Consider the following 22,980-nt stretch of genomic DNA (forward strand, 5'->3'; position numbering starts at 1 on the left):
AACAATAAAAGCAGGACCGATCACATGCAAAAAAACACTGAATGCCCTTGGCGCTACAGCCTGGGCATGGCGATAGCCTGCGCCTCTTCCACTGCCTGCGCAGGGTTCGTGGATGAAAGCAGCGCGACCCTGACCACGCGCAATTACTACCTGGACCGGGACTACAAAGGCGACAGCCCCTATTCGGCCGCTCGCGAGTGGGCTCAGGGATTCATCCTCAAGGCCAACTCCGGTTTTACCGACGGGACCGTCGGGTTCGGCCTGGACCTCACGGGGATGCTGGGTCTCAAACTGGACTCGTCGCCCGATCGGACCGGCACACAACTCCTGCCTTTTGACCCGACGACCCGAGAGGCTGAGGACGAATACTCGGAACTGGGTGTGGCACTGAAGGCGAAAATCTCAAAGACCCGGCTATCCGTTGGAACGCAGTTCCCTGCCCTGCCCGTCATCACCGCGAGCCCTGCACGTTTGGTTCCGCAATCCTTTCGTGGTGCGTATGCGGTTTCCGATGACATCGACAAACTCACGCTGCACACCGGCCGTATGGATCGAGTGAACCTGCGGGACTCCACTGACTATCAGCCAATCTCACTGGCGTCGCCCAATGGCCGCTTCAGAAGGGGCGCCAGCTCGGAGCGTTTCGACTTCATGGGCGGTGACTATCGCTGGTCTGACACGTTGACCCTTCGCTATTTTCACGCCGAGCTGAAGGACATATACACCCAGGACTTTGCGGGAGGCATCCACCAGTTTCCCCTCGGCCCAGGCAAACTCAAAACGGACGTGCGGATCTACAACAGTCGGGAGAACGGTCGCGCAGAAGCCGGCAAGGTCGACAACCTGAACGCCGGTGCCATGTTCAGCTACCAGGTCGCGGCCCACACCTTGGGCATGGGCTACATGTACCAGACTGGCGACACAGCAATGGCCTACATTGCTGGCGGGGAGCCAACGGTGCTCAGCGACGGCACCATGAGTGCAGACTTCGTCAACCCGAAGGAGCGGACCTGGGTGGCGCGTTATGACTACAACTTCGCCGCTGTTGGGCTACCGGGCCTGACCGGTATGGCTCGCTATTTGAGAGGTAGCCACATTGACCTGCCCCAATTGGGGGGAACTGACCTGACAGAGTCGTCGAAAGACGTGGAGTTGGCCTACGTCATACAGTCCGGCCCGGTCAAGGGCCTCGCTCTGCGCCTTCGCCATGCCTTGTATCGCAATGAGCAAAGTGCAGCCTCGACATTCAGGAGCGACAACGAAACCCGGATTAACGTCGACTACACGATTAAGCTCTGGTAACTGATGGGAATAAATAACATTCTGAATCGCCCCCGGTTTTGTTGTAGGACGTGGGCGACTAACGAATTCGATTCACGATAGGAGAGGCAGTTTTTTTGAACTGTCTAATCCTTATAAATCGATGGACTCGATAATTCCTAGCAACAATTACCGTTTTTTTTGATCGTTTTCAAAGGCAATACTCGCCCGGTTGCAGGTTGTCCGAAACTGGTTCGGGTCAGCGTGTGACAGCTGGGCGTCTACCCATTCTCGTCGTAACCGAGCTCATTTAGAGCGGTTGAAAGCGTTGCACGGAGGGACAACCCATCCATATCCTTGAGGGTATAGTTTTTTCCGTAGTGTTTAGCGTTGCGAACTGCCGTATCTGTCAAAGGCATGAGTACATCTCCACGTCTTGATCGAATGAGGAGAGATGTACGGTTCCGGCAATGTGTTCTCTATCTGGAAACTGCTACGCGCAAACCCGGATTTCGATGTACTTATTGATGTAATTGAAATTCGTGGCTGGCGGCAGATTTCGGTAGAAATCGCCAGAACGAAAAAAGAGGCCGAAGCCTCTGTTTTCTAGCTTTACAGCGCTCAATGGAGTTCTGCAAAGCAATATTTGGAGCGGGAAACGAGACTCGAACTCGCGACCCCGACCTTGGCAAGGTCGTGCTCTACCAACTGAGCTATTCCCGCGTCTTGGTGTGGCGCATTCTATAGAATTCAGAAGCCCCGTCAACCCCTTGATTCAAAAAAGTTTTATTTCTTTTCAACGTCGGTCTTCAGATGCGGCCAGGCGGCCCGCAAGTATTGGACCATGGACCACAAGGTAAGGCCTGCGGACACCATCAACAGCGCATAGCCCAACAGAACCCAGAAGCTGAAGTTCGATGGATTGGCCAGCAGGATTACCAGCGCCAGCATTTGCGCAGCTGTCTTCCATTTGCCCAGGTTCGATACGGCGACGTGGGCACGGGCGCCGAGTTCGGCCATCCACTCTCGCAGTGCCGAAACAACAATTTCGCGACCGATGATGACGGCGGCCGGCAGCGTGAGCCACAGATTGCCGTGTTCCTGCACCAGCAATACCAGGGCAACGGCAACCATCAGCTTGTCGGCAACGGGATCGAGAAAGGCCCCGAACGGCGTGCTTTGCTCCAGACGGCGGGCCAGATACCCGTCCAGCCAGTCGGTAGCGGCAGCGAACGCAAACACCGAGGCGGATGCCATGTAGCTCCACTGATAAGGCAAGTAGAACAGTAAAATGAAGATCGGTATGAGCAGAACGCGTAGAACGGTAATCAGATTAGGGATATTCATCGGCACAACTGGCTACGAGGTGAGGGGGGCATTCTACTCGCTGTGCAGATTTGCATAAATCAACTCTGCGAGCTTTTTACTGATCCCGGGGGCTTTGGCAATTTCTTCGATGCTGGCACGAGACAGCTCCTGCAATCCACCAAAATGTTTGAGCAAATCGCGCCGGCGTGTGGGTCCTACTCCGGCAACACCTTCAAGCGTAGACGTTCGACGGGTTTTTCCGCGTCGGGCGCGGTGCCCGGTAATTGCAAAACGGTGGGCTTCGTCCCGGATCTGCTGAATCAGATGCAACGCCGGAGAGTCACCGCGCAACGTGAATTCGTGGGCGGCGTCATTGAGATAGAGTGTTTCGAAACCTGCCTTGCGCGTTGCACCCTTGGCGACGCCCAGCAGGATCAGATCGGGTACCGCCAACTCATTGAGCACATCGCGAGCCATGGACAGCTGACCTTTGCCACCGTCCACCAGGAGAATGTCCGGCAGTTTGCCCTCCCCGTCCTTCAACTTGCTGAAGCGTCGCGTCAATGCCTGGTGCATTGCCGCGTAATCATCGCCCGCCGTTACGCCTTCAATGTTGTAGCGACGGTAGTCGGACTTGATCGGGCCTTCGGGCCCGAAAACCACGCAGGAAGCCACGGTCGCTTCACCGCTGGAGTGACTGATGTCGTAACACTCGAGGCGTTGTGGCGGCTCATCCAGTTTCAGCACCTGAGCCAACGCTTCAAACCGCGCTGCGACGTGCTGACGATTGGCCAGACGAGCACTCAGCGCCTGTTCGGCATTGGTCACTGCCAATTGCTGCCAACGCGCCCGCGTCCCACGCACCCGGTGGCTGATGGCCAACTCGCGACCGCGCAATTTATCGATGGCGGCGATCAGGGTCGCAAAGTCGTCGTGAACCACGTTGACGATCAGTTCGCTTGGCAGGTCGCGCTCCGGGCTGGTGATGTAGTACTGGCCAAGAAAAGCGGCCATGACCTCGGATACGTCTTCCTCGATACCGACCTGCGGGAAGAAGTTCTTGCTACCGAGTACCCGCCCGCCCCGCACACTGATCAGGTGGACACAGGCGCCCCCCGGATTGACAAAGGCGGCGATCACATCGACGTCGCCCGTCCCGCCTTCCATGCTCTGCTGGTCCTGAACCCGTCGCAGCAAGGCGATCTGATCACGCAACTCGGCTGCCCGCTCGAACTCCAGATTGATCGCCGCTTCTTCCATCCCGGCGGACAACTCATCGGTCAGCGCATGGCTGCGCCCTTCCAGGAACATCACCGAGTGCCGAACGTCTTCTGCGTACACCTGGGGTTCTACAAAGCCAACACAGGGTGCCTTGCAGCGCTTTATCTGATATTGCAGACAAGGACGTGTCCGATTCTTGTAGTAACTGTCTTCACACTGGCGAACAAAAAACGTCTTTTGCAACAGACTCAGACTTTCGCGAATGGCCCCCGCGCTAGGGTAAGGACCAAAATACTTTCCTTTACCCTTTTTCGCACCGCGATGAATGCTCAGGCGTGGAAACTGGCCATCCGAGAGATACACGTAAGGGTAGGATTTGTCGTCGCGCAGCAGGATGTTGTAGGGGGGGCGCCATTCCTTGATCAACGTCTGTTCAAGCAGCAAGGCTTCGGTTTCGTTGGCCGTGATGGTTGTTTCGACTTGCGCGATACGCGCCACCAATGCGGCGGTCTTGGGGGCAAGACCCGATTTTCGAAAGTAGCTCGACAGGCGATTCTTGAGGTTTTTCGCTTTACCGACGTACAGCAGCCGCGCATCGCTATCGAACATGCGGTACACGCCGGGACGCCCACTGACCGTGGACAGAAAGGCGCTTGGATCAAAGGTTTCGGTCATTATCAGAGACTGGCGTCAACCATGCCATGCCGAACCGCCAACAGCGTCAACTCGACATCGCTGCTGATCGAAAGCTTTTCGAAGATGCGGTAGCGGTAGGTGTTTACGGTTTTGGGGGAGAGGCAAAGTTTGTCGGAAATGATCTGCACTTTCTGGCAACCGACAATCATCAACGCAATCTGGATCTCTCGCTCCGACAACGCATCGAAGGGGGAATCATTGGTTGGCTGAAACGATTTTATTGCCAGCTGCTGCGCGATCTGCGGGCTGATGTAACGTTGTCCGGCGAATACCAGGCGGATGGCCTGGACCATTTCCGGCAACCCGGCGCCCTTGGTCAGATACCCTGCGGCACCGGCTTGCAACAGCCGTGTAGGAAACGGGTCTTCTTCACAGACGGTTACCGCAACGACTTTGATATCCGGATGACTGCGCAGCAATTTGCGAGTGGCTTCAAGACCGCCGATACCGGGCATTTTGACGTCCATCAAGACCACATCGGGCTTGAGTTCACGCGCCTTGATCAAGGACTCTTCACCCGATTCAGCCTGGCCGACTACTTGCAGGCCATCGATGTCAGCCAGCATTCGTGTAATGCCTGTACGAACGAGATCGTGGTCATCGACTACTAGCACCCTAATCAAGCAGACACCTCACAACATGGTCTTATTTGGTTGCCAGACACCTTAGCAAAAAGCGACTGGCAGACCTAGCGGAAAGCTTCAGATAAAAAGTTTCAATAGTTCTTCAAATGGTTGTGGCAAACGTCAAGCGTGTCACAAACTTCCAGGTACTCAAGCGATAGACGTTGTCGCTGACAACCCATAGCAATTTCTGATTGAAACTGCGCACCGGCCTCTAGTAAGCTCGGCGCATCCATCGGAGACAAACCATGCTCAACACCCGTTCCCAGCTTCGTACCGCCAGCGCCCTGCGCATGGTTGCGGCTGCCCGGACGAATGACGTTTGTGCTCCGGTCAGCTTTTATTTTGGGTATTGGTTTAGCCACTGGCGCGCCTGATACCCACACGGCGCCCACTTCAAACGGGTCGCCACCAGAGAATTCTCAACCCCCGGTCGGCCTCCCGACCGGGGGTTTTGTTTTTTCAGTCCTGTCATTTTTAGCGACACACCAGACATTCAGAGGATCCACACAATGAACTACGCCACTTATTACCGTTACGACAGTTTTACCGCCTGGCGATTTACCACCCTCCGCTCGGGACAGCCTGCCGCCTCCGATCGGTCACCCACAGGTGGCAAGCACATACACGCAGCCGATCCGGCCAATTGTCGAACACCCCAGTAGGGCCGGTTGGCGGGAATGAACCCGCCTCCAGCCCAGGAAGCCTTTAAAATGAACTCGTCCGTCTCCGCACTACCGCTGTCTACGCTGACCTCTGCCAATGAAGCGCTGACCTCGCGCCTGCCCAGCTCATTGCAACTCAAACAGCAACTTCCACTGAGCAATGCGTTGATCCAGCAGGTCAATGCGCACCGCCAAGCGGTGCGCGCGATTCTCAACGGTGAGGACTCCCGTCTTCTGGTCATCGTCGGCCCTTGCTCGATCCACGATCCCGAGTCAGCCCTCGAATACGCCGGCAATCTTGCCCGCTTGAGCAGCGAAGTCAGCGACCAGATGTTGCTCGTGATGCGTGCCTACGTCGAAAAGCCTCGCACTACCGTCGGCTGGAAAGGCCTGGCGTACGATCCGCAGCTGGACGGCAGCGATGACATGGCCGGCGGGCTGACGCTGTCCCGCGAATTAATGCGTGAAATGCTCCGCCTGGGCCTGCCGATTGCTACCGAACTGTTGCAACCGATGGCGGCGGGCTACTTTGACGACTTGCTCAGTTGGGTTGCTATTGGGGCGCGTACGACCGAATCACAGATTCACAGGGAAATGGCCAGCGGCCTGAGCATGCCGGTCGGTTTCAAGAACGGAACGGATGGTGGCGTCGGCGTGGCCAGCGACGCCATGCGATCTGCCGCCCATCCGCATCGCCATTTTGGCGTCGATAGCCAAGGCCATCCGGCGATCATTCAAACCCCCGGCAATGCGGATACCCACCTGGTATTGCGTGGTGGCCACCAGGGTCCGAACTACGATCGTGAGAGCATCGCCCAGGTGAACAGCGATCTGACCCGACTGAAGATTCCGACCCGGATCATGGTCGATTGCAGCCATGCCAATAGCGGCAAGGATCCACTGCGTCAACCCGCGGTGTTCAATGAGGTCCTGGAACAACGTCTGCAAGGCGATCACTCGCTGATCGGCATGATGATCGAAAGTCATTTGTTCGAGGGATGCCAACCACTGAGTTCGGCGTTGCAATACGGTATATCGGTCACAGATGGCTGCCTTGGCTGGACCGCAACCCAGCAACTTTTACGGCAGGCCGCGGCGCAATTGCGAACTTAAATCACGCAGCATTACGGCTTCGTCATCCAGTCTCGAATCGAAAACTGGATGACGGCCGTGTATTGAAAGAAAGGTTATTGAATCATCTGCCACTTGGTTGTGATTGCGGGAGCAGCGCTGCGCTGTACGGAAAGTCGACGTTTGCAGAGTAGGCCCTTGCGCTGGAGTGAGCCGAGTCGAGTGATATAGACGTCCAGGTATTCCGACCAAGACCGCATATACATACGTCTATTCGTACTAGATCCATACCGCTTTCATCCATTTTCAGCGGACTTTTCATACATCACGCCAGCGTTGAGTGTTTTAGAGTGGAGCGCAATGCACCTCCCACGAACAGCTGCGAAAAAGGTATGAACATGCAACGGAATGCAAGCACCTGCCACCCAATACTGCTGGTCCATGGCCTGTTCGGTTTCGAGCGGATTGGCAAATTCGAACTCTTTCACGACATCAGGCAAACCTTGCGAAACGCTGGGGCGAGGGTGTTCGTTCCACACCTTTCTACCGTTTCCAGCAACGAAACTCGTGGTGAGCAATTAGTGGCGCAACTCAAACGGGTACTGGAAGGAACAGGCGCCAGCAAAGTCAATCTGATCGGACACAGTCAAGGCGCACTCGCTGCACGTTATGCTGCAGCGAGTGCACCGCACCAAGTCGCTTCGGTAACCTCTGTCAGCGGGCCAAATCACGGGTCCGAGCTGGCTGATTTTCTGCGCAAGGCATTAACGCCCGGACGCTTGCCGGAATTGGTTGCCGAGGCGGTCGTGACCCTGTTTGCCGATTTCCTGGGAGCCCTGAGCAACGACCGTTATCTCGCGCGCAACGCTGTCGCGGCCCTGAATGGCCTGACCACCGAAGGCGTGGGCGCATTCAACGACAAGTACCCGCAGGGGTTACCCAAAACCTGGGGTGGACAGGGTCCGGAGCAGGTCAATGGCGTTCGCTATTATTCCTGGAGCGGTGTCCTGCCGCCCGTGCTCGACCAAGGTACCCACGCGCTCGACCCGTTCCACTCGTTGTGTCGTGCCTTTTCACGCTACTTCGTCACCGAAGCCGACCAGAACGACGGGATGGTTGGACGTTTCAGCTCCCACTTGGGCACCGTGATCCGTTCCGACTACGCCCTGGATCACCTTGACACCATCAGCCAGCCAGCCTGTCAATTGCGAACTGGCATCGATCCGGTCGAACTGTATGTACAGCATGCCGAACGCTTGCGAGAGGCCGGTTTGTAAGACAAGCCCTCCCCCGAATCCCGCGCAGAATGGAACTTTGAGAAGAAATAGAGCACTGAATCCGGTAGGCTCAGCACTTTGCAAAACATTGAATGGAGAATTTTCCCATGCCTAAAGCCACTGCCCGTCACATCCTTGTTGCCAGCGAAGCCAAATGCAACGAACTCAAGGCTCAAATCGAAGGCGGCGCCGATTTCGCCGAAGTTGCCAAAGCGAACTCCACCTGCCCATCCAGTCGCCAGGGCGGTGACCTCGGTTCGTTCGGTCCGGGCCAGATGGTCAAGGAATTCGACACCGTTGTATTCAGCGCGCCAATCAACGTCGTGCAAGGCCCGGTGAAGACTCAGTTCGGTTACCACCTGCTGGAAGTGACCAGCCGCCAGGACTGATCAACGCTTGAGCTATTGTCACAACGGCCCGCCATTTGGTGGGCCGTCGTGTTTCAGGTACGTTAATACGGCTGGCGAGGGACGCGCCGCTAGCGTACAAATTGTCGTTCATGACCCCCGGCTTTAAGGCTGACGATGCGACTGGCTTTCCCTACTTTGTTATTCACTGCCGCGGCCCTGCTATTGGGTGCCGTTGGTGTGAACGCGGCGCCGCAGTACGCAATGACCGTCTACGGCGAACCGGCCAAATACCCCGCCGGTTTCAGTCATTTTGCCTACACCAACCCGTTGGCCCCCAAGGGCGGCACGATGCGGCGATCGGCGATCGAAATCGGTCAATTCGACCATGTCCTGCCCTACATAGACAAAGGCATTGGCGTCTCGCAGATCGACGGCATGCTCTATTCGCCGCTGGCCCAGCGCTCACTGGACGAACCCTATACCGTATACGGCCTGGTGGCGCAGACGATGGAACGCTCCGATGACGGCCTGTCCCTGCGCTTTGAGCTCAATCCCAAGGCGCGCTTTGCCGACGGCAAGCCCATCACCGCCCAGGATGTGCGCTATACCTTCGACCTGCTGATGACCCAGGGCAGCCTGCGCTATCGCACTCAGTTCGCCGACGTCAAAGGCGTCGAAGTTGAATCACCGCTGACCGTTCGCTTCGACTTCAAGAACAACGAAAACCGCACCCTGCCCCTGGACATCGCGACCCTGCCGGTGTTTCCCGAACATTGGTGGAAGACCCGGGACTTTGCCGGCGGTGGCGGCTACGAGCCACCACTGGGCAGCGGCCCCTATAAAGTAGGCAAAGTCGACTCAGGGCGCAGCATCACATTCGAACGCAACCCCGATTGGTGGGGCAAGGATTTGCCGGTCAGTCGCGGCCTGTACAACTTCGATCATTTCAGCATCGAGTACTTCGGTGATACCGACGTCGCGCGCCAGGTACTGCGCGGCGGTGCCTACGACTACAACCGCGAGTTTTCCGCTACCGGCTATTCCATCGGCTACGACAGCCCGGCCCTGAGTGATGGTCGCCTGCAAAAGGCTCACCTCGCCACCGAAGCACCGCAACCATCCCAGGGTTTTGTATTCAATCTGCAAAAGCCGATGTTCCAGGACCGTCGCGTGCGTCAGGCACTGGTAATGCTGTGGGACTTCGAATGGAGCAATCGGCAGATGATGCGCAACCTGTACATCCGTCAGCAGAGCTTCTTCTCCAACACCGACCTCGCCGCACGGCAACTGCCGGATGCCGGTGAGCTGGCGATTCTCGAGCCGTTACGTGGGCAAATTCCCGACGACGTCTTCGGCAAAGTGTTCGAGGCACCGAAAACCGATGGCAGCGGTGTGATTCGCGACAAGCAGCTGCAAGCACTGGATTTGCTCGAACAGGCTGGCTGGAAACCCGATGGCGATCAACTGGTGAACGCCGAGGGTGAGCCCTTGAGTTTCACGTTCCTGGTCAGCCAGAACGGCATGGACCGTTTGCTGTTGCCCTACAAGCGCACACTGAAGCAGATCGGCATCGAACTGAATATCCGCCGCATCGATTCATCCCAGTACGTCAATCGTCTGATGAGCCGCGACTACGACATGATCGTCACCGGCTATCCGGTGACCACGTCTCCGGGGGGCGAGTTGCTCAACTATTTCGGCTCGACCGCCGCCACTGACCCCGGCTCCAACAATTACATGGTGCTGAAGAATCCGGCGGTGGACACCTTGATCGCCGGGCTGGTACGCGCCAATACCCAGGCCGACATGCTGCACTATGCCCATGCGCTCGACCGCGTGCTGCAATGGAATTACTACTGGATTCCCAATTATTACCCACCGGGCACCTCGACCGTCTGGTGGAATCGCTTCGGCATCCCGAACGTGCAGGCGAGCAATGACGAAGCCATCGAGAGCTGGTGGGAAATGAGCACCACGCCTTTGACCAATCAGCAAATGACTGCCGAGCGTATCCGCCGTGGCAAACCCGGAGGGCCGCACTGATGTGGGCTTATATACTGCGGCGCCTGCTGCTGATCATTCCGACGCTGGTGATCATTCTTCTGGTCAATTTCGTGATCGTCCAGGCAGCGCCCGGCGGCCCGGTGGAACAAGCCATCGCGCACCTGCAGGGCATCGGCGGGGCCGCGGCCGGCGGCGGTTCGAGTGACTCGGTGAGCAGTACCTCCCGAGCCAGTCGCGGCCTCGACCCACAATTGATCAAGGACATCGAAAAACAATACGGCTTCGACAAACCGGCGCACGAGCGTCTGTGGCTGATGCTCACCAGTTACGCCCGGCTGGATTTCGGCAAGAGCTTCTTCCGTGGCGCCACGGTCACCGACCTGATCCTGGAAAAAATGCCGGTCACCATTTCCCTCGGGCTCTGGGCAACGCTGATCACTTATCTGGTGTCGATCCCGCTGGGCATTCGCAAGGCCGTGCATCACGGCAGTCATTTCGATATCTGGAGCAGCACGGCGATCATTATCGGCTACGCCATGCCGGCGTTTCTGTTCGCCATGTTCCTGATCGTGATCTTCGCTGGAGGCACCTCGCTGAACTGGTTTCCGGTTCGCGGACTGGTTTCGGACAACTTCGACTCACTGTCGACCCTCGGTAAAGTCGCCGATTACTTCTGGCATCTGGTCCTGCCGGTTTCGGCGCTGGTGATCGGCGGGTTCGCTACGCTGACCATCCTGACCAAAAACTCGTTCCTCAACGAGATCACCCGGCAATACGTGGTGACTGCCCGCGCCAAGGGCTTGAGCGAGCGCCGCGTTCTGTACGGCCACGTGTTCCGCAACGCCATGTTGCTGGTGGTGTCGGGAATCCCCCAGGCGTTTATCAGCGTATTTTTTGCTGGCTCGCTGCTGATCGAGGTGATCTTTTCCCTCGATGGCCTCGGTCGCATGAGTTACGAAGCGGCGGTGTCGCGGGACTATCCGGTGGTGTTCGGCTCGCTGTTCATATTCACCTTGTTCGGTCTCTTGATAAAACTGGTCGGTGACCTTTGCTACACCCTGGTCGACCCGCGCATCGATTTCGCCGCGAGGAACGCCTGATGTTGACGCTCTCCCCATTGGCGCGTCGCCGCTTCGAGCGCTTCAAGAAAAACCGCCGTGGCTGGTGGTCTCTGTGGCTGTTTATCGGCCTGTTCGGCTTGACCCTCGGCGGCGAACTGATCGCCAACGACAAACCGCTGATCGTCAGTTACCAAGGTCAGTGGTACTTCCCGGCTCTCAAGCGCTACACCGAGCAGGAGTTTGGCGGACAACTGCCATTCCAGGCCGATTACCGCAGCGATTACGTGCAACAACTGATCAAGAAGGACGGTGGCTGGCTGCTGTTTCCGCCGATTCCATTCAGCGACGACACACCCAATTACGACCTGAACAAACCCGCACCGAGCCCGCCGACCCGCGTGAACTGGCTCGGTACCGACGACCAGGCACGGGACGTGCTGGCCCGGGTGATCTTCGGTGCGCGGGTGTCGATTCTGTTTGCCCTGATGCTGACGTTTGTCAGCGCCCTGATCGGCATCGCCGCCGGTGCCCTGCAAGGTTACTACGGCGGTTGGGTCGATCTGCTGGGTCAACGGTTGCTCGAAGTCTGGTCCGGGCTACCCGTGCTGTACCTGCTGATCATCCTGTCCGGGTTCGTCGAGCCGAATTTCTGGTGGCTCTTGGGGATCATGGCGCTGTTTTCCTGGCTGGCCCTGGTGGACGTGGTGCGCGCCGAGTTCCTGCGCGGACGCAACCTGGAATACGTCAAAGCCGCGAGAGCACTGGGCTTGAGCGACCGCAAGGTCATCGTGCGGCACATCCTGCCCAACGCCATGAATGCGACCTTGAGCTACCTGCCGTTTATTCTGACTGGGGCTATTTCGACCCTGACGGCGCTGGATTTCCTCGGTTTTGGCATGCCTGCGGGCAGCGCTTCGCTGGGCGAACTGATCGGCCAGGGCAAGCAGAACCTGCAAGCGCCGTGGCTGGGGCTGACGGCGTTTTTCACCCTGGCGCTGATTCTTTCTTTACTGGTGTTCATTGGCGAAGCGCTGCGCGACGCCTTTGACCCTCGCTCTTGAAGCGGAACATTGATATGACCAACCTGATCGAAATCCGTGATCTCAGCGTCGCCTTCAGCGGCCAGACCGTCGTGCGCAACCTGTGCCTGGACATCCGCCCCGGCGAATGCCTGGCGCTGGTGGGCGAGTCCGGCTCGGGCAAGTCCGTCACGGCGCATTCGATCCTGCAATTGCTGCCCGAATGCGGCACCGAGACGACCGGCAGCATTCGTTATCGCGGCCAGGAACTGGTGGGGGCCGACGCCGGTAAATTGCGCAAACTGCGCGGTGACCGCATCGCGATGATCTTCCAGGAGCCGATGACTTCGCTCAACCCGCTGCACAGCATCGAAAAGCAAATCGGCGAAACGCTGCTGGTGCACAAGGGTATGGCCGGGAAAGCGGCGCAGGCGCGGATTCTTGAGTTGCTGCATCTGGTGGGCATCCAGAAACCCCAGGAGCGACTGAAAGCCTACCCCCACCAGCTGTCTGGTGGACAGCGCCAACGGGTGATGATTGCCATGGCCCTGGCCTGCGAGCCGGAATTGTTGATTGCCGACGAACCCACCACAGCGCTTGATGTGACGGTGCAGCGCAAAATCCTGCTGCTGCTCAAATCCTTGCAGCAACGGCTGGGCATGTCTCTACTGCTGATCAGCCACGACCTCAACCTGGTGCGCAGCATCGCCCAGCGCGTGTGCGTGATGAAGGCCGGTGAGATCGTCGAACAGGCCCCTTGCGAAACCCTGTTTACCGAACCCAGGCATCCTTACAGCTGCGTGTTGCTTAATGCTGAACCCGAGGGTGAAGCCCTGCCCCGGGACGAACGCGAAAACGTGCTGGAGGTTGATGATTTGCGGGTGCGGTTTCCTGTCAGTGGCGGACTGTTCCAGCGCAAGACCTACCTGCACGCCGTGGATGGCATCAGCCTGAACATACAGCGCGGCAAAACACTGGGCATCGTCGGCGAATCCGGTTCCGGAAAGTCCACACTGGGCCAGGCCATCCTGCGCCTGCTCGACTCCGAAGGCAGTATTCGCTTTCAGGGCGAAGCGCTGGAGGGCCTGACGCAAAAACAGCTACGCCCATGGCGAAAGAAGATGCAGGTGGTGTTCCAGGATCCGTTTGGCAGCCTCAGCCCGCGCATGTCGGTGGCGCAAATCATCAGTGAAGGCCTTGAGGTGCACAGCCAGTTGACGGCGGAGCAATGCAACGCCGAAGTGATTCGGGCGTTGCAGGAAGTCGGTCTCGACCCGCAAAGCCGCCATCGCTACCCCCACGAATTTTCCGGCGGCCAACGCCAGCGTATCGCCATCGCCCGCGCGTTGGTGCTCAAACCCGCGTTGATTTTGCTCGACGAGCCCACCTCCGCGCTGGACCGCACGGTGCAAAAACAGGTCGTCGCCCTGCTTCGCCAGCTTCAGGAAAAACACGGTTTGACCTATTTGTTCATCAGCCATGACCTGGCGGTGGTACGCGCCCTCGCCCATGACATGATCGTGATCAAGGACGGCAAGGTGGTGGAAAGCGGCGCCAGCCATGATGTGTTCGATTCGCCGCAGCATCCGTACACCAAAGAGCTGATGGCGGCGGCGCTGATGGGGCATGCATAATCCGCGCAAAAGACATTGATCTTCAACAAGGGAATCCCCCCATGAACACCACCGAAAGCCTCAAGGACTACCAGCGCGTGCGCCTGCTGGCGATCCGTTCGTTGTTCGAGATCATCGAGCAGTCGAGCGAGGGTACGGTGATTGTCGACCGCGATGCCAACATCGTCTGGATGAACGAGCGCTATGCCCGACGCTTCGGCCTGCAATCGGCAGAAAGTGCAATCGGCAAGCCCTGCGAAAGCGTCATTCCCGGCAGCCTGCTGCGGGAAGTGGTGCGCACCGGCCGACCGATTCTGCTCGACATGCAGGACACCTCCAAAGAACCGCTGGTGGTCATGCGCCTGCCGATTCATGACGATGCCGGCGTGGTGATCGGCGCCATCGGCTTTGCCCTGTTCGACGAATTGCGCAGCCTGTCGCCCATGCTCAAGCGCTACATGAGCATGCAGGAAGAACTGGCCTCCACCCGTTCGCTGCTGCGGGCGCGGCAGACCAAATACAACTTCGCTCATTTCATCGGCACCAGCGCCGCCAGCCTGGAAGTCAAACGCCGGGCGCGCCGCAGTGCCAGCACAGAGTCCCCGGTATTGCTGCTCGGCGAAACCGGTACCGGCAAGGAACTGCTGGCCCAGGCGATCCACAATGCTTCGCCGCGTGCGCACAAGGCATTCGTCAGCATCAACAGCGCGGCCATCCCGGAGTCATTGCTTGAAGCCGAATTTTTCGGCACCGCGCCGGGTGCCTTCACCGGCGCCGATCGCAAGGGCCGCGCCGGCAAGCTGCAAATTGCCCAGGGCGGCACCTTGTTTCTCGATGAGATCGGCGACATGCCGCTGCCCCTGCAAAGCAAACTGTTGCGGGTGCTGCAGGAAAAGGAATTCGAACCGGTGGGCTCCAACGAGGTGATCCAGAGCAATGTGCGGGTCATTGCCGCGACCTCCACCGACCTCGAAGCGGCGATCAAACGCGGCGAATTTCGTGCCGATCTGTATTACCGCCTGAACGTCTTGCCGATCCAGGTTCCGCCCCTGCGCGATCGCCTCGACGACCTGCCGGCCCTGAGCGAAGCGATTCTGGAGGAACTGCGCAGTCAGCATGAATTGCACCACGAAGCGCTGGCGCTGCTGAGCCAACATGCCTGGCCGGGAAACATCCGCGAATTGCGCAACGTGCTGGAACGCGCCGCCCTGCTCAGCGATGACTTGCGCCTGACAGCAACCGATCTGCGCGCAGCCATTGGCACCTTCACGCCCGTTGAGCGCGTGTCACCGTTGCCCCTCGAACCGATTGTTGATGAGACGTTCAGTGCGGCGCGGGAACGGTTTGACCGGCATTTGATCGAGGCCACCCTGGCGCAATGCGGGGGGAAAGTGATTGAAGCGGCGGCACGCCTGGGGCTTGGACGGTCTACGTTGTACAAGAAGATGGTGGCGTTGGGGATTGTTTAGTCTCCTTAAAGAGACACTAATCTCTATTTGTAGATGGATTTTAGAGATCAAAAGATCGCAGCCTTCGGCAGCTCTTACGGGGTGGTTATGCATTCCAGCGTAGGAGCTGCAGAAGGCTGCGATCTTTAAACACCATAAAAACGTCTCAATAAAGAGACAAGCCTTTCGCAATAGTATCGACGAATAACAATAAATCATTATATTTCAACAACTTAGCTATCTGGCACAAAACTCGCTATACGCCTCTCCTGCAAAAGATCCACCCTACAAAAATAACAACCCAGGAGACACACCATGAGTGTGATCATTGCCTTGGCAGCCCTCGCGCTGCTGATGCTGGCTGCTTACCGTGGCTACAGCGTTATCCTTTTTGCCCCGATTGCCGCTCTTGGCGCCGTCCTGCTCACCGACCCTTCAGCCGTCGCGCCCGCCTTCACCGGCGTGTTCATGGAGAAAATGGTCGGCTTCATCAAACTGTATTTCCCGGTGTTCCTGCTCGGTGCGGTGTTCGGCAAGTTGATCGAGCTGTCCGGATTTTCGCGCTCCATCGTTGCCGCCGCGATTCGCCTGCTCGGCACTCGTCAGGCCATGCTGGTGATCGTGCTGGTCTGCGCCCTGCTGACCTACGGCGGCGTCTCGCTGTTCGTGGTGGTCTTCGCGGTCTATCCGTTTGCCGCCGAGATGTTCCGTCAAAGCAACATTCCCAAGCGCCTGATTCCTGCGACCATCGCCCTGGGCGCGTTCTCGTTCACCATGGACGCCCTGCCCGGCACGCCGCAGATCCAGAACATCATTCCCAGCACCTTTTTCAACACCACCGCGTGGGCGGCGCCGTGGTTGGGTGTGATCGGCACCATCTTCGTGTTCAGCGCCGGCATGCTGTTTCTCCAGCGCCAGCGCAACAAGGCCCAGCGCAGCGGTGAAGGCTATGGTTCGGACCTGCGCAATGAACCGGAAACTGCCGCCGACATCAAGCTGCCCAACCCGTGGCTCGCCCTGTCGCCGTTGCTCGCGGTGGGCATCATGAACCTGCTGTTCACCCAGTGGATTCCGCAGTGGTACGGCAAGACCCACAGCCTGGCACTGCCGGGTATGGCCACCCCGGTGACCACCGAAATCGCCAAGCTCACCGCCATTTGGGCGGTTCAGGCGGCGTTGCTGGTGGGCATCCTCATGGTGCTCGCGTTTGGTTTCCAGGCGATCCGCAGCAAGCTCGCTGAAGGCAGTAAAAGTGCGGTCAGCGGTGCTTTGCTGGCGGCGATGAACACCGCCTCGGAATACGGCTTCGGTGCGGTGATCGCCTCGCTGCCAGGCTTTCTGGTGCTGGCCGACTGGCTCAAGGGCATTCCTAATCCGCTGGTCAATGAAGCGATTACCGTGACCCTGTTGGCCGGTATCACCGGCTCCGCATCGGGTGGCATGAGTATCGCGCTGGCGGCGATGTCCGAACAATTCATCAGTGCCGCCCACGCCGCAAACATTCCCCTGGAAGTCCTGCACCGGGTTGCCGCGATGGCCAGCGGCGGCATGGACACCCTGCCGCACAATGGCGCGGTGATTACCTTGCTGGCGGTCACCGGCCTGACCCACCGCGAGGCTTATAAAGACATTTTCTGTATTACGCTGATCAAGACCCTGGCGGTTTTCGTGGTGATCGGCACCTTCTACGCCACTGGCATTGTGTGAGGTATTCATGACGACTCTTTCGGGCAAGACCGCACTGGTCACCGGTTCTACCAGCGGCATCGGCCTGGGGATTGCCCTCAGCCTGGCCAAGGCTGGGGCCAACCTGATCCTCAACGGGTTCGGCGATGCATCCAAAGTGATTGCCGACGTGGCACAGTTCGGCGGCAAGGTCGGCCATCACCCGGCCGATGTCAGCGACCCGGCGCAAATCGCCGACATGATCGCCTACGCCGAGCGTGAGTTTGGCGGCATCGACATTCTGGTCAACAACGCCGGCATTCAGCATGTTGCCCCCGTCGATGAATTCCCCGTGGAGCGCTGGGATTCGATCATCGCGATCAACCTGTCGTCGGTGTTCCATGGCACTCGACTGAGCCTGCCGGGCATGCGTGCCAAGGGTTGGGGTCGGGTGATCAACATTGCCTCGGTGCACGGGATGGTCGGATCGGTAGGCAAAGCCGCTTATGTCGCGGCCAAGCATGGGGTGATCGGGCTGACCAAGGTGGTCGCCCTGGAAACCGCGACAACCCAAATTACCTGCAACGCCATCTGCCCCGGATGGGTACTGACGCCGCTGGTGCAAAAGCAGATCGATGATCGCGCCGCCACCGGGATCGATCCGCAGCAGGCGCAGCACGATTTGCTGGCCGAGAAGCAGCCGTCGCTGGAGTTCGTGACACCACCGCAATTGGGTGAACTGGTGCTGTTCCTGTGCAGTGATGCGGGGAGTCAGGTACGCGGTGCGGCGTGGAATATCGATGGTGGGTGGTTGGCGCAGTGATCAACTGCCAGACCCTGTGGCGAGGGGGCTTGCCCCCGTTCGGCTGCGAGCAGTCGTAAATTTTTATCATGAGTTGAAACGGGCGCAGGTTTAGGGCGGCTGCGCCACCCAACGGGGGCAAGCCCCCTCGCCACAAAAGTCCGATTTAATGCGAACATAAGAAGAGGCAAGCCATGTCCGACATCCTCTGGCAACCCAGTACCGCACGCATCGGCAAGACCCGCATTGAAGCGTTCCGGCGCTTGATCAATCAGCGCCATCACCTGCACATCGACGACTACCCCGCCCTCCACCAATGGTCCATCGATCAGCGACAGGACTTCTGGCAAGCCATCGTCGATTTTTTCGATATCCGCTTCCACCAGCAACCCGACGCGGTGCTGCAGGAAGGTTCGCAAATGCCCAACGCCGAGTGGTTCCCCGGCGCCACCCTGAATTTCGCCGAACATCTGCTGCGTCGTCGCGACGATGCCGTGGCGGTGGTGGCGATCGCTGAGAACGGCCAGCGCGAACACTTGACGTGGGCCGATTTGGCGGAGCATGTCGCCGGCTTTCAGAACGGCTTGATCGCTGCCGGTGTCAGCGTCGGCGATCGGGTCGCCGCGTGCATGCCTAACACTTGGCAGACCCTGGTGGCTATGCTCGCGACCACCAGCCTTGGTGCGGTCTGGTCTTGCTCGTCACCGGACTTCGGGACCCAGGGCGTGGTCGACCGCTTCGGCCAGATCGAACCGAAAGTGCTGCTGACCTGCGCCGGCTACCGCTATGCCGGCAAGGACATCGACCAGACCGCCAAGGTCAACGAAATCCTCGAACGCCTGCCGTCGTTGCAGCAACTGGTCGTTGTGCCTTACGCACGGCCAGAAGCGCACATACAAGACTTCCACACAATGGCCAACGTCACGCTGTGGGACGACTTCTATGTTGCCGGCGGCGAGCCGGATTTTGTCGCTGTGCCATTCGCCCATCCGCTGTACATCCTCTATTCCAGCGGTACCACCGGCGTACCCAAATGCATTATCCACGGCACCGGTGGCGTGCTGCTGCAACACGTCAAGGAACACGGTTTGCATTCCGATCTTGGCCCCGGCGAACGCTTGTTCTACTACACCACCTGCGGCTGGATGATGTGGAACTGGCTGGTCTCGGCGCTGGCGGTAGGCAGCGCTGTGGTGTTGTATGACGGTTCCCCCTTCCACCCTGACCCCCAACGCCTGGTCGACCTGATCGATGACGAGCGCATCAGCGTCTTCGGCACCAGCCCGAAGTTTCTCGCGACCCTGGAAAGCAGCGGCGTGAAACCTAGAGCAAGCCATGACCTGAGCGGTCTGAAAACACTGCTCTGCACCGGCTCCGCGCTCTCGCCGCAAAGCTACGATTACGTCTACCGCGACTTCAAGTCCGACCTGTGCCTGGCCTCGATGTCGGGTGGCACCGACATCGTTTCATGCTTCGTCAACGGTAATCCGCTGCAACCGGTACGCCGTGGCGAAATACAAGGCAAGAGCCTGGGCATGGCCGTCGAAGTGTGGAACGACGACGGTCATGCCGTGATCGGCGAGAAAGGCGAACTGGTGTGCACCCGACACTTCCCGGCGATGCCGATCGGACTGTGGAATGATCCGGATGGAGAAAAGCTGCGGGCGTCCTATTTCAGCCAGTTCCCCGGCGTCTGGGCGCAAGGCGATTACGCCGAGCAGTTACCCCATGGCGCGATGATGATCCACGGGCGCTCCGACGCGGTGCTCAACCCCGGCGGCGTGCGTATCGGTACGGCGGAGATCTATCGGCAGGTAGAAAAAGTTCCGCAGGTGCTCGACAGCGTTGCTATCGGTCAGCAATGGCAGGATGACGTGCGGGTGGTGCTGTTCGTGCGCCTGCGCGACGGCGTTGAGCTCGACGAACAACTGCAACAGCAGATCCGCCAGATCATTCGTGCCAATACCACGCCGCGCCACGTGCCGGCGAAAATTGTCGCGGTGACGGACATCCCGCGCACCATCAGCGGCAAGGTCGTGGAGTTGGCGGTGCGTAATGTGGTGCATGGGCAGAAGGTAAAAAACACTGATGCCCTGGCCAATCCCCAGGCACTGGAGCAATTCCGTGACCGACCTGAACTGATGGATTGAAATGGGATTACCTGTAGGAGCAAGCTTACTCGCGATAGCGGAGTGTCAGTTGACATCAATGTAATTTGACCCGACGCCATCGCGAGCAAGCTCACGCCTACATTGACCGCTCAAGCCTCTGAATCAACCGGCGCCTGTCACCTGTGCAAGAATAGCCCCAGCCAAAGCGACTCACGCGCAGGACCTTTTGATGAACGCAACACCGACCGGCAGCGACGCCCAAGCCTTGATCGCCCGAATGGACTGGACCAGCAGTCCACTGGGCGCTGCCAGTACCTGGCCTCAGAGCTTGCGAACCGCCGTGGATATCGTGATTCACTCACCGATGCCGATGCTGTTGCTGTGGGGACCGCAACTCACGCAGATCTACAACGATGGCTTCGCCCTGTTGGCCGGTGGCAAACATCCGCAGGCTTTCGGCCAGCCGACGCACCAGATCTGGCCCGAACTGAAGGACTTCACCGACCCGATCTACAGCGCTGTTTTGCAAGGCCAGGTGCGAACCTACAGTGAACAGCGATTCACCTTGCAGCGTGGCGGCCAGGATTCCGACTTCTGGCTGGATCTGACCTACAGCCCAATTCGCGATGAAAGCGCCCAGGTCGCGGGCATCCTGGTCACGGCGATCGAAACCAACGACCGGCGTCGCATCGCCCTCGAACTCGAACAGCGCTCGGCGGCGAGCCTCAAGGCCCAGCGTGAAACCGAGGAACGCCTGCAACTGGCTCTCGCCGCCACCGACGCGGTCGGCACCTGGGATTGGGACATTGGCGAGGACCGCTTTATCGCCGACGCCCATTTTGCCCAGTTGCACGGCATCGAGCCGTCCATGGCCGGCCGGTTGCCGATCAGTGAGTACCTGCACGGCGTGCACCCCGAAGACCGCACCCTGATCGCCCGCAGCATCAAACACTGCATCACCCACGGCACCGAATACGCCGAGGAATACCGCCTGCTGCAACCCGACGGTCAGCTGCGCTGGGTGTTTGCCCGCGGACGCTGCTACAAGGATCACCATGGCCGGCCGATCCGCTTTCTCGGTGCCGCCCTGGACCTGACCGAGCGCAAACACACCGAGCAGGCGTTGCGCCAGAGTCAGACCGAGCTGCAACTGATCATCAACGCCATGCCGATCCTGATCAGCTACGTCGACCGCGAAGAGCGCTTTCGCCTGAACAACGCCGCCTACCTCGACTGGTACGGCCTGACTCCCCAAGAACTCTACGGCCGCACCATCGTTGAAGTGCTCGGAGAAGAAGCCTACGCCCTGCGCGCCCCCTACATCGCCGAAGCCCTGTCCGGCAAACCCGGTTGCTTCAGCATCAGCACCCCACACCGCGACGGCAGCGTTCGTCAGGCCTTGATGAATTACCTGCCGCGTCACGGTGCCGACGGCGCGGTGAACGGTTTCTACATCTTCGTGATCGACGAAACCGAACGCAAAAAAACCGAAGAAGCCTTGCGTATTCTTAACGAAACCCTTGAAGAACGGGTCGTCGCCCGCACCCGGCAACTGGCTGAAGCGAACGAGCGTCTGCAGAACGAAATGTTCGAACGCGAACGCGCCGAAGACGCCTTGCGCCATGCCCAAAAAATGGAAGCGGTCGGCCAGCTCACCGGCGGCATCGCCCACGACTTCAACAACATGCTCACCGGCATTCTTGGCAGCCTCGACCTGATGCAGCGCTACATTGCCGAGGGGCGAACCGAAGAGATCGGACGTTTTGCCGAGGCAGCAATGTCCTCGGCCAACCGTGCCGCCGCCCTCACCCATCGGTTGCTGGCGTTCTCAAGGCGTCAGTCGCTCAACCGCAAGCCGCTAAATGCCAACGAGTTGATCCATTCACTGGAGGACCTGCTCAGCAGAACCAAGGGCGATCACATCGAGCTTCAATTGCAACTGACCGAGAATCTCTGGAGGGTCAACACCGATGTCAGTCAACTGGAAAACGCGTTGCTCAATCTGGTGATCAACGCCCGGGACGCCATGCCCGATGGCGGTGAACTGCGCATTGAAACAGCCAACGTGAATCTCGACGACAGTGAAATCACGACCCTGGAACCGGTCAATGCCGGTGACTACGTGATGATCGCAGTCAGTGACAATGGCACCGGCATGACGCCTTCGGTGTTGGCCAAGGCCTTCGACCCGTTCTTCACCACCAAGCCCATCGGCCAGGGCACCGGCCTGGGCCTGTCGATGATTTACGGCTTTGCCCAGCAATCGGGCGGCCATGTCAGCCTGTCCAGCCTGCCGGGCCGGGGCACCAGCGTGCGGTTGTACCTGCCGCGCCTGCACTCGACCGAGGCAGAAGAAGTACCCTTATCGGTCGTTAGCGAAGCACCCGCGGCGATTGCCGGTGAAACCGTGATGCTGGTCGAAGACGATCCGGCGGTGCGCATGCTGGTCCTCGATCTGCTGAATGAACTCGGTTACCGCGCCCACACCGCCGAAGACGCCAGGGGTGCACTGCCCGTGCTTGAGTCCGGCTTGCGCCTGGACCTGCTGGTCACCGACGTCGGGCTGCCGGGCATGAATGGCCGGCAACTGGCGGAGATCGCCCGCCAGCATCGTCCGGGCCTGAAAGTGTTGTTCATGACCGGTTACGCGGAAATCGCCGCCGAGCGCCAGAGCTTCCTGGAAGACGGCATGGACATGGTGACCAAACCGTTTTCGATCGACCTGCTGGCCAACAAGATTCGTACGATGATCAGTCAACCAGGCTGACTTGAGGCATAATCGCGCG

At 58.9% G+C, this 22,980-nt stretch carries 18 protein-coding genes, 1 tRNA gene and 1 pseudogene; 14 read left to right on the plus strand and 6 right to left on the minus strand.

Annotation, left to right across the window (positions count from 1 at the left end; genetic code table 11):
- The first annotated feature begins 24 nt into the window (after nucleotides 1-24).
- Complete coding sequence (locus tag AD668_RS17855) at nucleotides 25-1,302, plus strand: OprD family porin (protein WP_082344511.1); 1,278 nt, start codon at nucleotides 25-27, stop codon at nucleotides 1,300-1,302.
- Between the two features lie 293 nt (nucleotides 1,303-1,595).
- Here the strand turns inward: AD668_RS17855 and AD668_RS29775 are convergent.
- A pseudogene (locus AD668_RS29775) lies at nucleotides 1,596-1,679 on the minus strand (DUF4102 domain-containing protein); the annotation flags it as partial.
- A 35-nt stretch (nucleotides 1,680-1,714) separates the two neighbouring features.
- On the opposite strand from AD668_RS29775, the gene AD668_RS29540 reads away from it, so the two are divergent.
- The gene (locus AD668_RS29540) at nucleotides 1,715-1,870 is read left to right on the plus strand and encodes a hypothetical protein (protein ID WP_156322366.1); all 156 of its coding nucleotides are present in this window, start codon (nucleotides 1,715-1,717) and stop codon (nucleotides 1,868-1,870) included.
- A gap of 37 nt (nucleotides 1,871-1,907) precedes the next feature.
- Here AD668_RS29540 and AD668_RS17860 read toward each other — a convergent pair.
- The 5 genes from AD668_RS17860 to AD668_RS29545 all read right to left on the minus strand — a co-directional run bounded on the left by AD668_RS17860 (nucleotide 1,908) and on the right by AD668_RS29545 (nucleotide 5,473).
- A tRNA-Gly gene (locus AD668_RS17860) sits at nucleotides 1,908-1,983 on the minus strand.
- Nucleotides 1,984-2,046: 63 nt separating this feature from the next.
- On the minus strand, nucleotides 2,047-2,607 hold the full coding sequence (gene pgsA / locus AD668_RS17865) for a CDP-diacylglycerol--glycerol-3-phosphate 3-phosphatidyltransferase (protein ID WP_053160869.1): 561 nt from the start codon (nucleotides 2,605-2,607) through the stop codon (nucleotides 2,047-2,049).
- 33 nt (nucleotides 2,608-2,640) lie between these two features.
- Nucleotides 2,641-4,464, minus strand: a complete 1,824-nt coding sequence (gene uvrC / locus AD668_RS17870; protein WP_053160870.1) for an excinuclease ABC subunit UvrC — start codon at nucleotides 4,462-4,464, stop codon at nucleotides 2,641-2,643.
- 2 nt (nucleotides 4,465-4,466) lie between these two features.
- Nucleotides 4,467-5,108 (minus strand): UvrY/SirA/GacA family response regulator transcription factor, encoded by a 642-nt coding sequence (gene uvrY / locus AD668_RS17875; protein WP_032829778.1) that lies wholly within the window; start codon nucleotides 5,106-5,108, stop codon nucleotides 4,467-4,469.
- Between the two features lie 92 nt (nucleotides 5,109-5,200).
- Nucleotides 5,201-5,473: a hypothetical protein gene (locus AD668_RS29545; RefSeq protein ID WP_156322367.1), complete on the minus strand. Its 273-nt coding sequence runs from the start codon at nucleotides 5,471-5,473 to the stop codon at nucleotides 5,201-5,203.
- 348 nt (nucleotides 5,474-5,821) lie between these two features.
- On the opposite strand from AD668_RS29545, the gene AD668_RS17880 reads away from it, so the two are divergent.
- The 12 genes from AD668_RS17880 (at nucleotide 5,822) to AD668_RS17935 (ending at nucleotide 22,961) form a co-directional block, all read left to right on the plus strand.
- Nucleotides 5,822-6,886: a 3-deoxy-7-phosphoheptulonate synthase gene (locus AD668_RS17880; RefSeq protein WP_053160871.1), complete on the plus strand. Its 1,065-nt coding sequence runs from the start codon at nucleotides 5,822-5,824 to the stop codon at nucleotides 6,884-6,886.
- A 356-nt stretch (nucleotides 6,887-7,242) separates the two neighbouring features.
- Nucleotides 7,243-8,121, plus strand: a complete 879-nt coding sequence (locus AD668_RS17885; protein ID WP_053160872.1) for a triacylglycerol lipase — start codon at nucleotides 7,243-7,245, stop codon at nucleotides 8,119-8,121.
- A 107-nt stretch (nucleotides 8,122-8,228) separates the two neighbouring features.
- Nucleotides 8,229-8,510 carry a peptidylprolyl isomerase gene (locus AD668_RS17890; protein ID WP_033061676.1) on the plus strand — a complete coding sequence of 94 codons (282 nt, stop codon included), beginning with the start codon at nucleotides 8,229-8,231 and terminating at the stop codon, nucleotides 8,508-8,510.
- A 135-nt stretch (nucleotides 8,511-8,645) separates the two neighbouring features.
- The gene (locus AD668_RS17895) at nucleotides 8,646-10,514 is read left to right on the plus strand and encodes an extracellular solute-binding protein (RefSeq protein ID WP_053160873.1); all 1,869 of its coding nucleotides are present in this window, start codon (nucleotides 8,646-8,648) and stop codon (nucleotides 10,512-10,514) included.
- Nucleotides 10,514-11,575 carry a microcin C ABC transporter permease YejB gene (locus tag AD668_RS17900; RefSeq protein ID WP_053160874.1) on the plus strand — a complete coding sequence of 354 codons (1,062 nt, stop codon included), beginning with the start codon at nucleotides 10,514-10,516 and terminating at the stop codon, nucleotides 11,573-11,575. Before AD668_RS17895 ends, AD668_RS17900 begins: the two co-directional genes overlap by 1 nt.
- Nucleotides 11,575-12,597, plus strand: coding sequence for an ABC transporter permease (locus AD668_RS17905; protein WP_053160875.1), 1,023 nt, complete (start codon nucleotides 11,575-11,577; stop codon nucleotides 12,595-12,597). The genes AD668_RS17900 and AD668_RS17905 overlap by 1 nt, the downstream gene beginning before the upstream one ends.
- 14 nt (nucleotides 12,598-12,611) lie before the next feature.
- Nucleotides 12,612-14,189, plus strand: coding sequence for an ABC transporter ATP-binding protein (locus AD668_RS17910; protein ID WP_053160876.1), 1,578 nt, complete (start codon nucleotides 12,612-12,614; stop codon nucleotides 14,187-14,189).
- Between the two features lie 41 nt (nucleotides 14,190-14,230).
- On the plus strand, nucleotides 14,231-15,637 hold the full coding sequence (locus AD668_RS17915) for a sigma-54-dependent Fis family transcriptional regulator (protein WP_053160877.1): 1,407 nt from the start codon (nucleotides 14,231-14,233) through the stop codon (nucleotides 15,635-15,637).
- A gap of 294 nt (nucleotides 15,638-15,931) precedes the next feature.
- Nucleotides 15,932-17,323, plus strand: coding sequence for a GntP family permease (locus AD668_RS17920; protein ID WP_053160878.1), 1,392 nt, complete (start codon nucleotides 15,932-15,934; stop codon nucleotides 17,321-17,323).
- A gap of 7 nt (nucleotides 17,324-17,330) precedes the next feature.
- On the plus strand, nucleotides 17,331-18,104 hold the full coding sequence (locus AD668_RS17925) for a 3-hydroxybutyrate dehydrogenase (protein ID WP_053160879.1): 774 nt from the start codon (nucleotides 17,331-17,333) through the stop codon (nucleotides 18,102-18,104).
- A 173-nt stretch (nucleotides 18,105-18,277) separates the two neighbouring features.
- Complete coding sequence (locus tag AD668_RS17930; protein ID WP_053160880.1) at nucleotides 18,278-20,233, plus strand: acetoacetate--CoA ligase; 1,956 nt, start codon at nucleotides 18,278-18,280, stop codon at nucleotides 20,231-20,233.
- A gap of 190 nt (nucleotides 20,234-20,423) precedes the next feature.
- The gene (locus AD668_RS17935; protein ID WP_053160881.1) at nucleotides 20,424-22,961 is read left to right on the plus strand and encodes a PAS domain-containing sensor histidine kinase; all 2,538 of its coding nucleotides are present in this window, start codon (nucleotides 20,424-20,426) and stop codon (nucleotides 22,959-22,961) included.
- The last annotated feature ends 19 nt before the right edge of the window (nucleotides 22,962-22,980 follow it).

The organism is Pseudomonas sp. P1.8 (assembly GCF_001269805.1).
Lineage (GTDB): Bacteria > Pseudomonadota > Gammaproteobacteria > Pseudomonadales > Pseudomonadaceae > Aquipseudomonas.

Excerpts from the sequence above, each read along its gene's own strand:
- pgsA (WP_053160869.1), bottom strand. The coding sequence starts at position 2,607 with ATGAATATCCCTAATCTGATTACCGTTCTACGCGTTCTGCTCATACCG.
- AD668_RS17930 (WP_053160880.1), top strand. The coding sequence starts at position 18,278 with ATGTCCGACATCCTCTGGCAACCCAGTACCGCACGCATCGGCAAGACC.
- AD668_RS17900 (WP_053160874.1), top strand. The coding sequence starts at position 10,514 with ATGTGGGCTTATATACTGCGGCGCCTGCTGCTGATCATTCCGACGCTG.
- AD668_RS17935 (WP_053160881.1), top strand. The coding sequence starts at position 20,424 with ATGAACGCAACACCGACCGGCAGCGACGCCCAAGCCTTGATCGCCCGA.
- AD668_RS17895 (WP_053160873.1), top strand. The coding sequence starts at position 8,646 with ATGCGACTGGCTTTCCCTACTTTGTTATTCACTGCCGCGGCCCTGCTA.
- AD668_RS17880 (WP_053160871.1), top strand. The coding sequence starts at position 5,822 with ATGAACTCGTCCGTCTCCGCACTACCGCTGTCTACGCTGACCTCTGCC.
- AD668_RS17905 (WP_053160875.1), top strand. The coding sequence starts at position 11,575 with ATGTTGACGCTCTCCCCATTGGCGCGTCGCCGCTTCGAGCGCTTCAAG.
- uvrC (WP_053160870.1), bottom strand. The coding sequence starts at position 4,464 with ATGACCGAAACCTTTGATCCAAGCGCCTTTCTGTCCACGGTCAGTGGG.
- AD668_RS29540 (WP_156322366.1), top strand. The coding sequence starts at position 1,715 with ATGTACGGTTCCGGCAATGTGTTCTCTATCTGGAAACTGCTACGCGCA.
- AD668_RS17915 (WP_053160877.1), top strand. The coding sequence starts at position 14,231 with ATGAACACCACCGAAAGCCTCAAGGACTACCAGCGCGTGCGCCTGCTG.
- AD668_RS17925 (WP_053160879.1), top strand. The coding sequence starts at position 17,331 with ATGACGACTCTTTCGGGCAAGACCGCACTGGTCACCGGTTCTACCAGC.
- AD668_RS17855 (WP_082344511.1), top strand. The coding sequence starts at position 25 with ATGCAAAAAAACACTGAATGCCCTTGGCGCTACAGCCTGGGCATGGCG.
- AD668_RS17890 (WP_033061676.1), top strand. The coding sequence starts at position 8,229 with ATGCCTAAAGCCACTGCCCGTCACATCCTTGTTGCCAGCGAAGCCAAA.
- AD668_RS17910 (WP_053160876.1), top strand. The coding sequence starts at position 12,612 with ATGACCAACCTGATCGAAATCCGTGATCTCAGCGTCGCCTTCAGCGGC.
- AD668_RS17885 (WP_053160872.1), top strand. The coding sequence starts at position 7,243 with ATGCAACGGAATGCAAGCACCTGCCACCCAATACTGCTGGTCCATGGC.
- AD668_RS17920 (WP_053160878.1), top strand. The coding sequence starts at position 15,932 with ATGAGTGTGATCATTGCCTTGGCAGCCCTCGCGCTGCTGATGCTGGCT.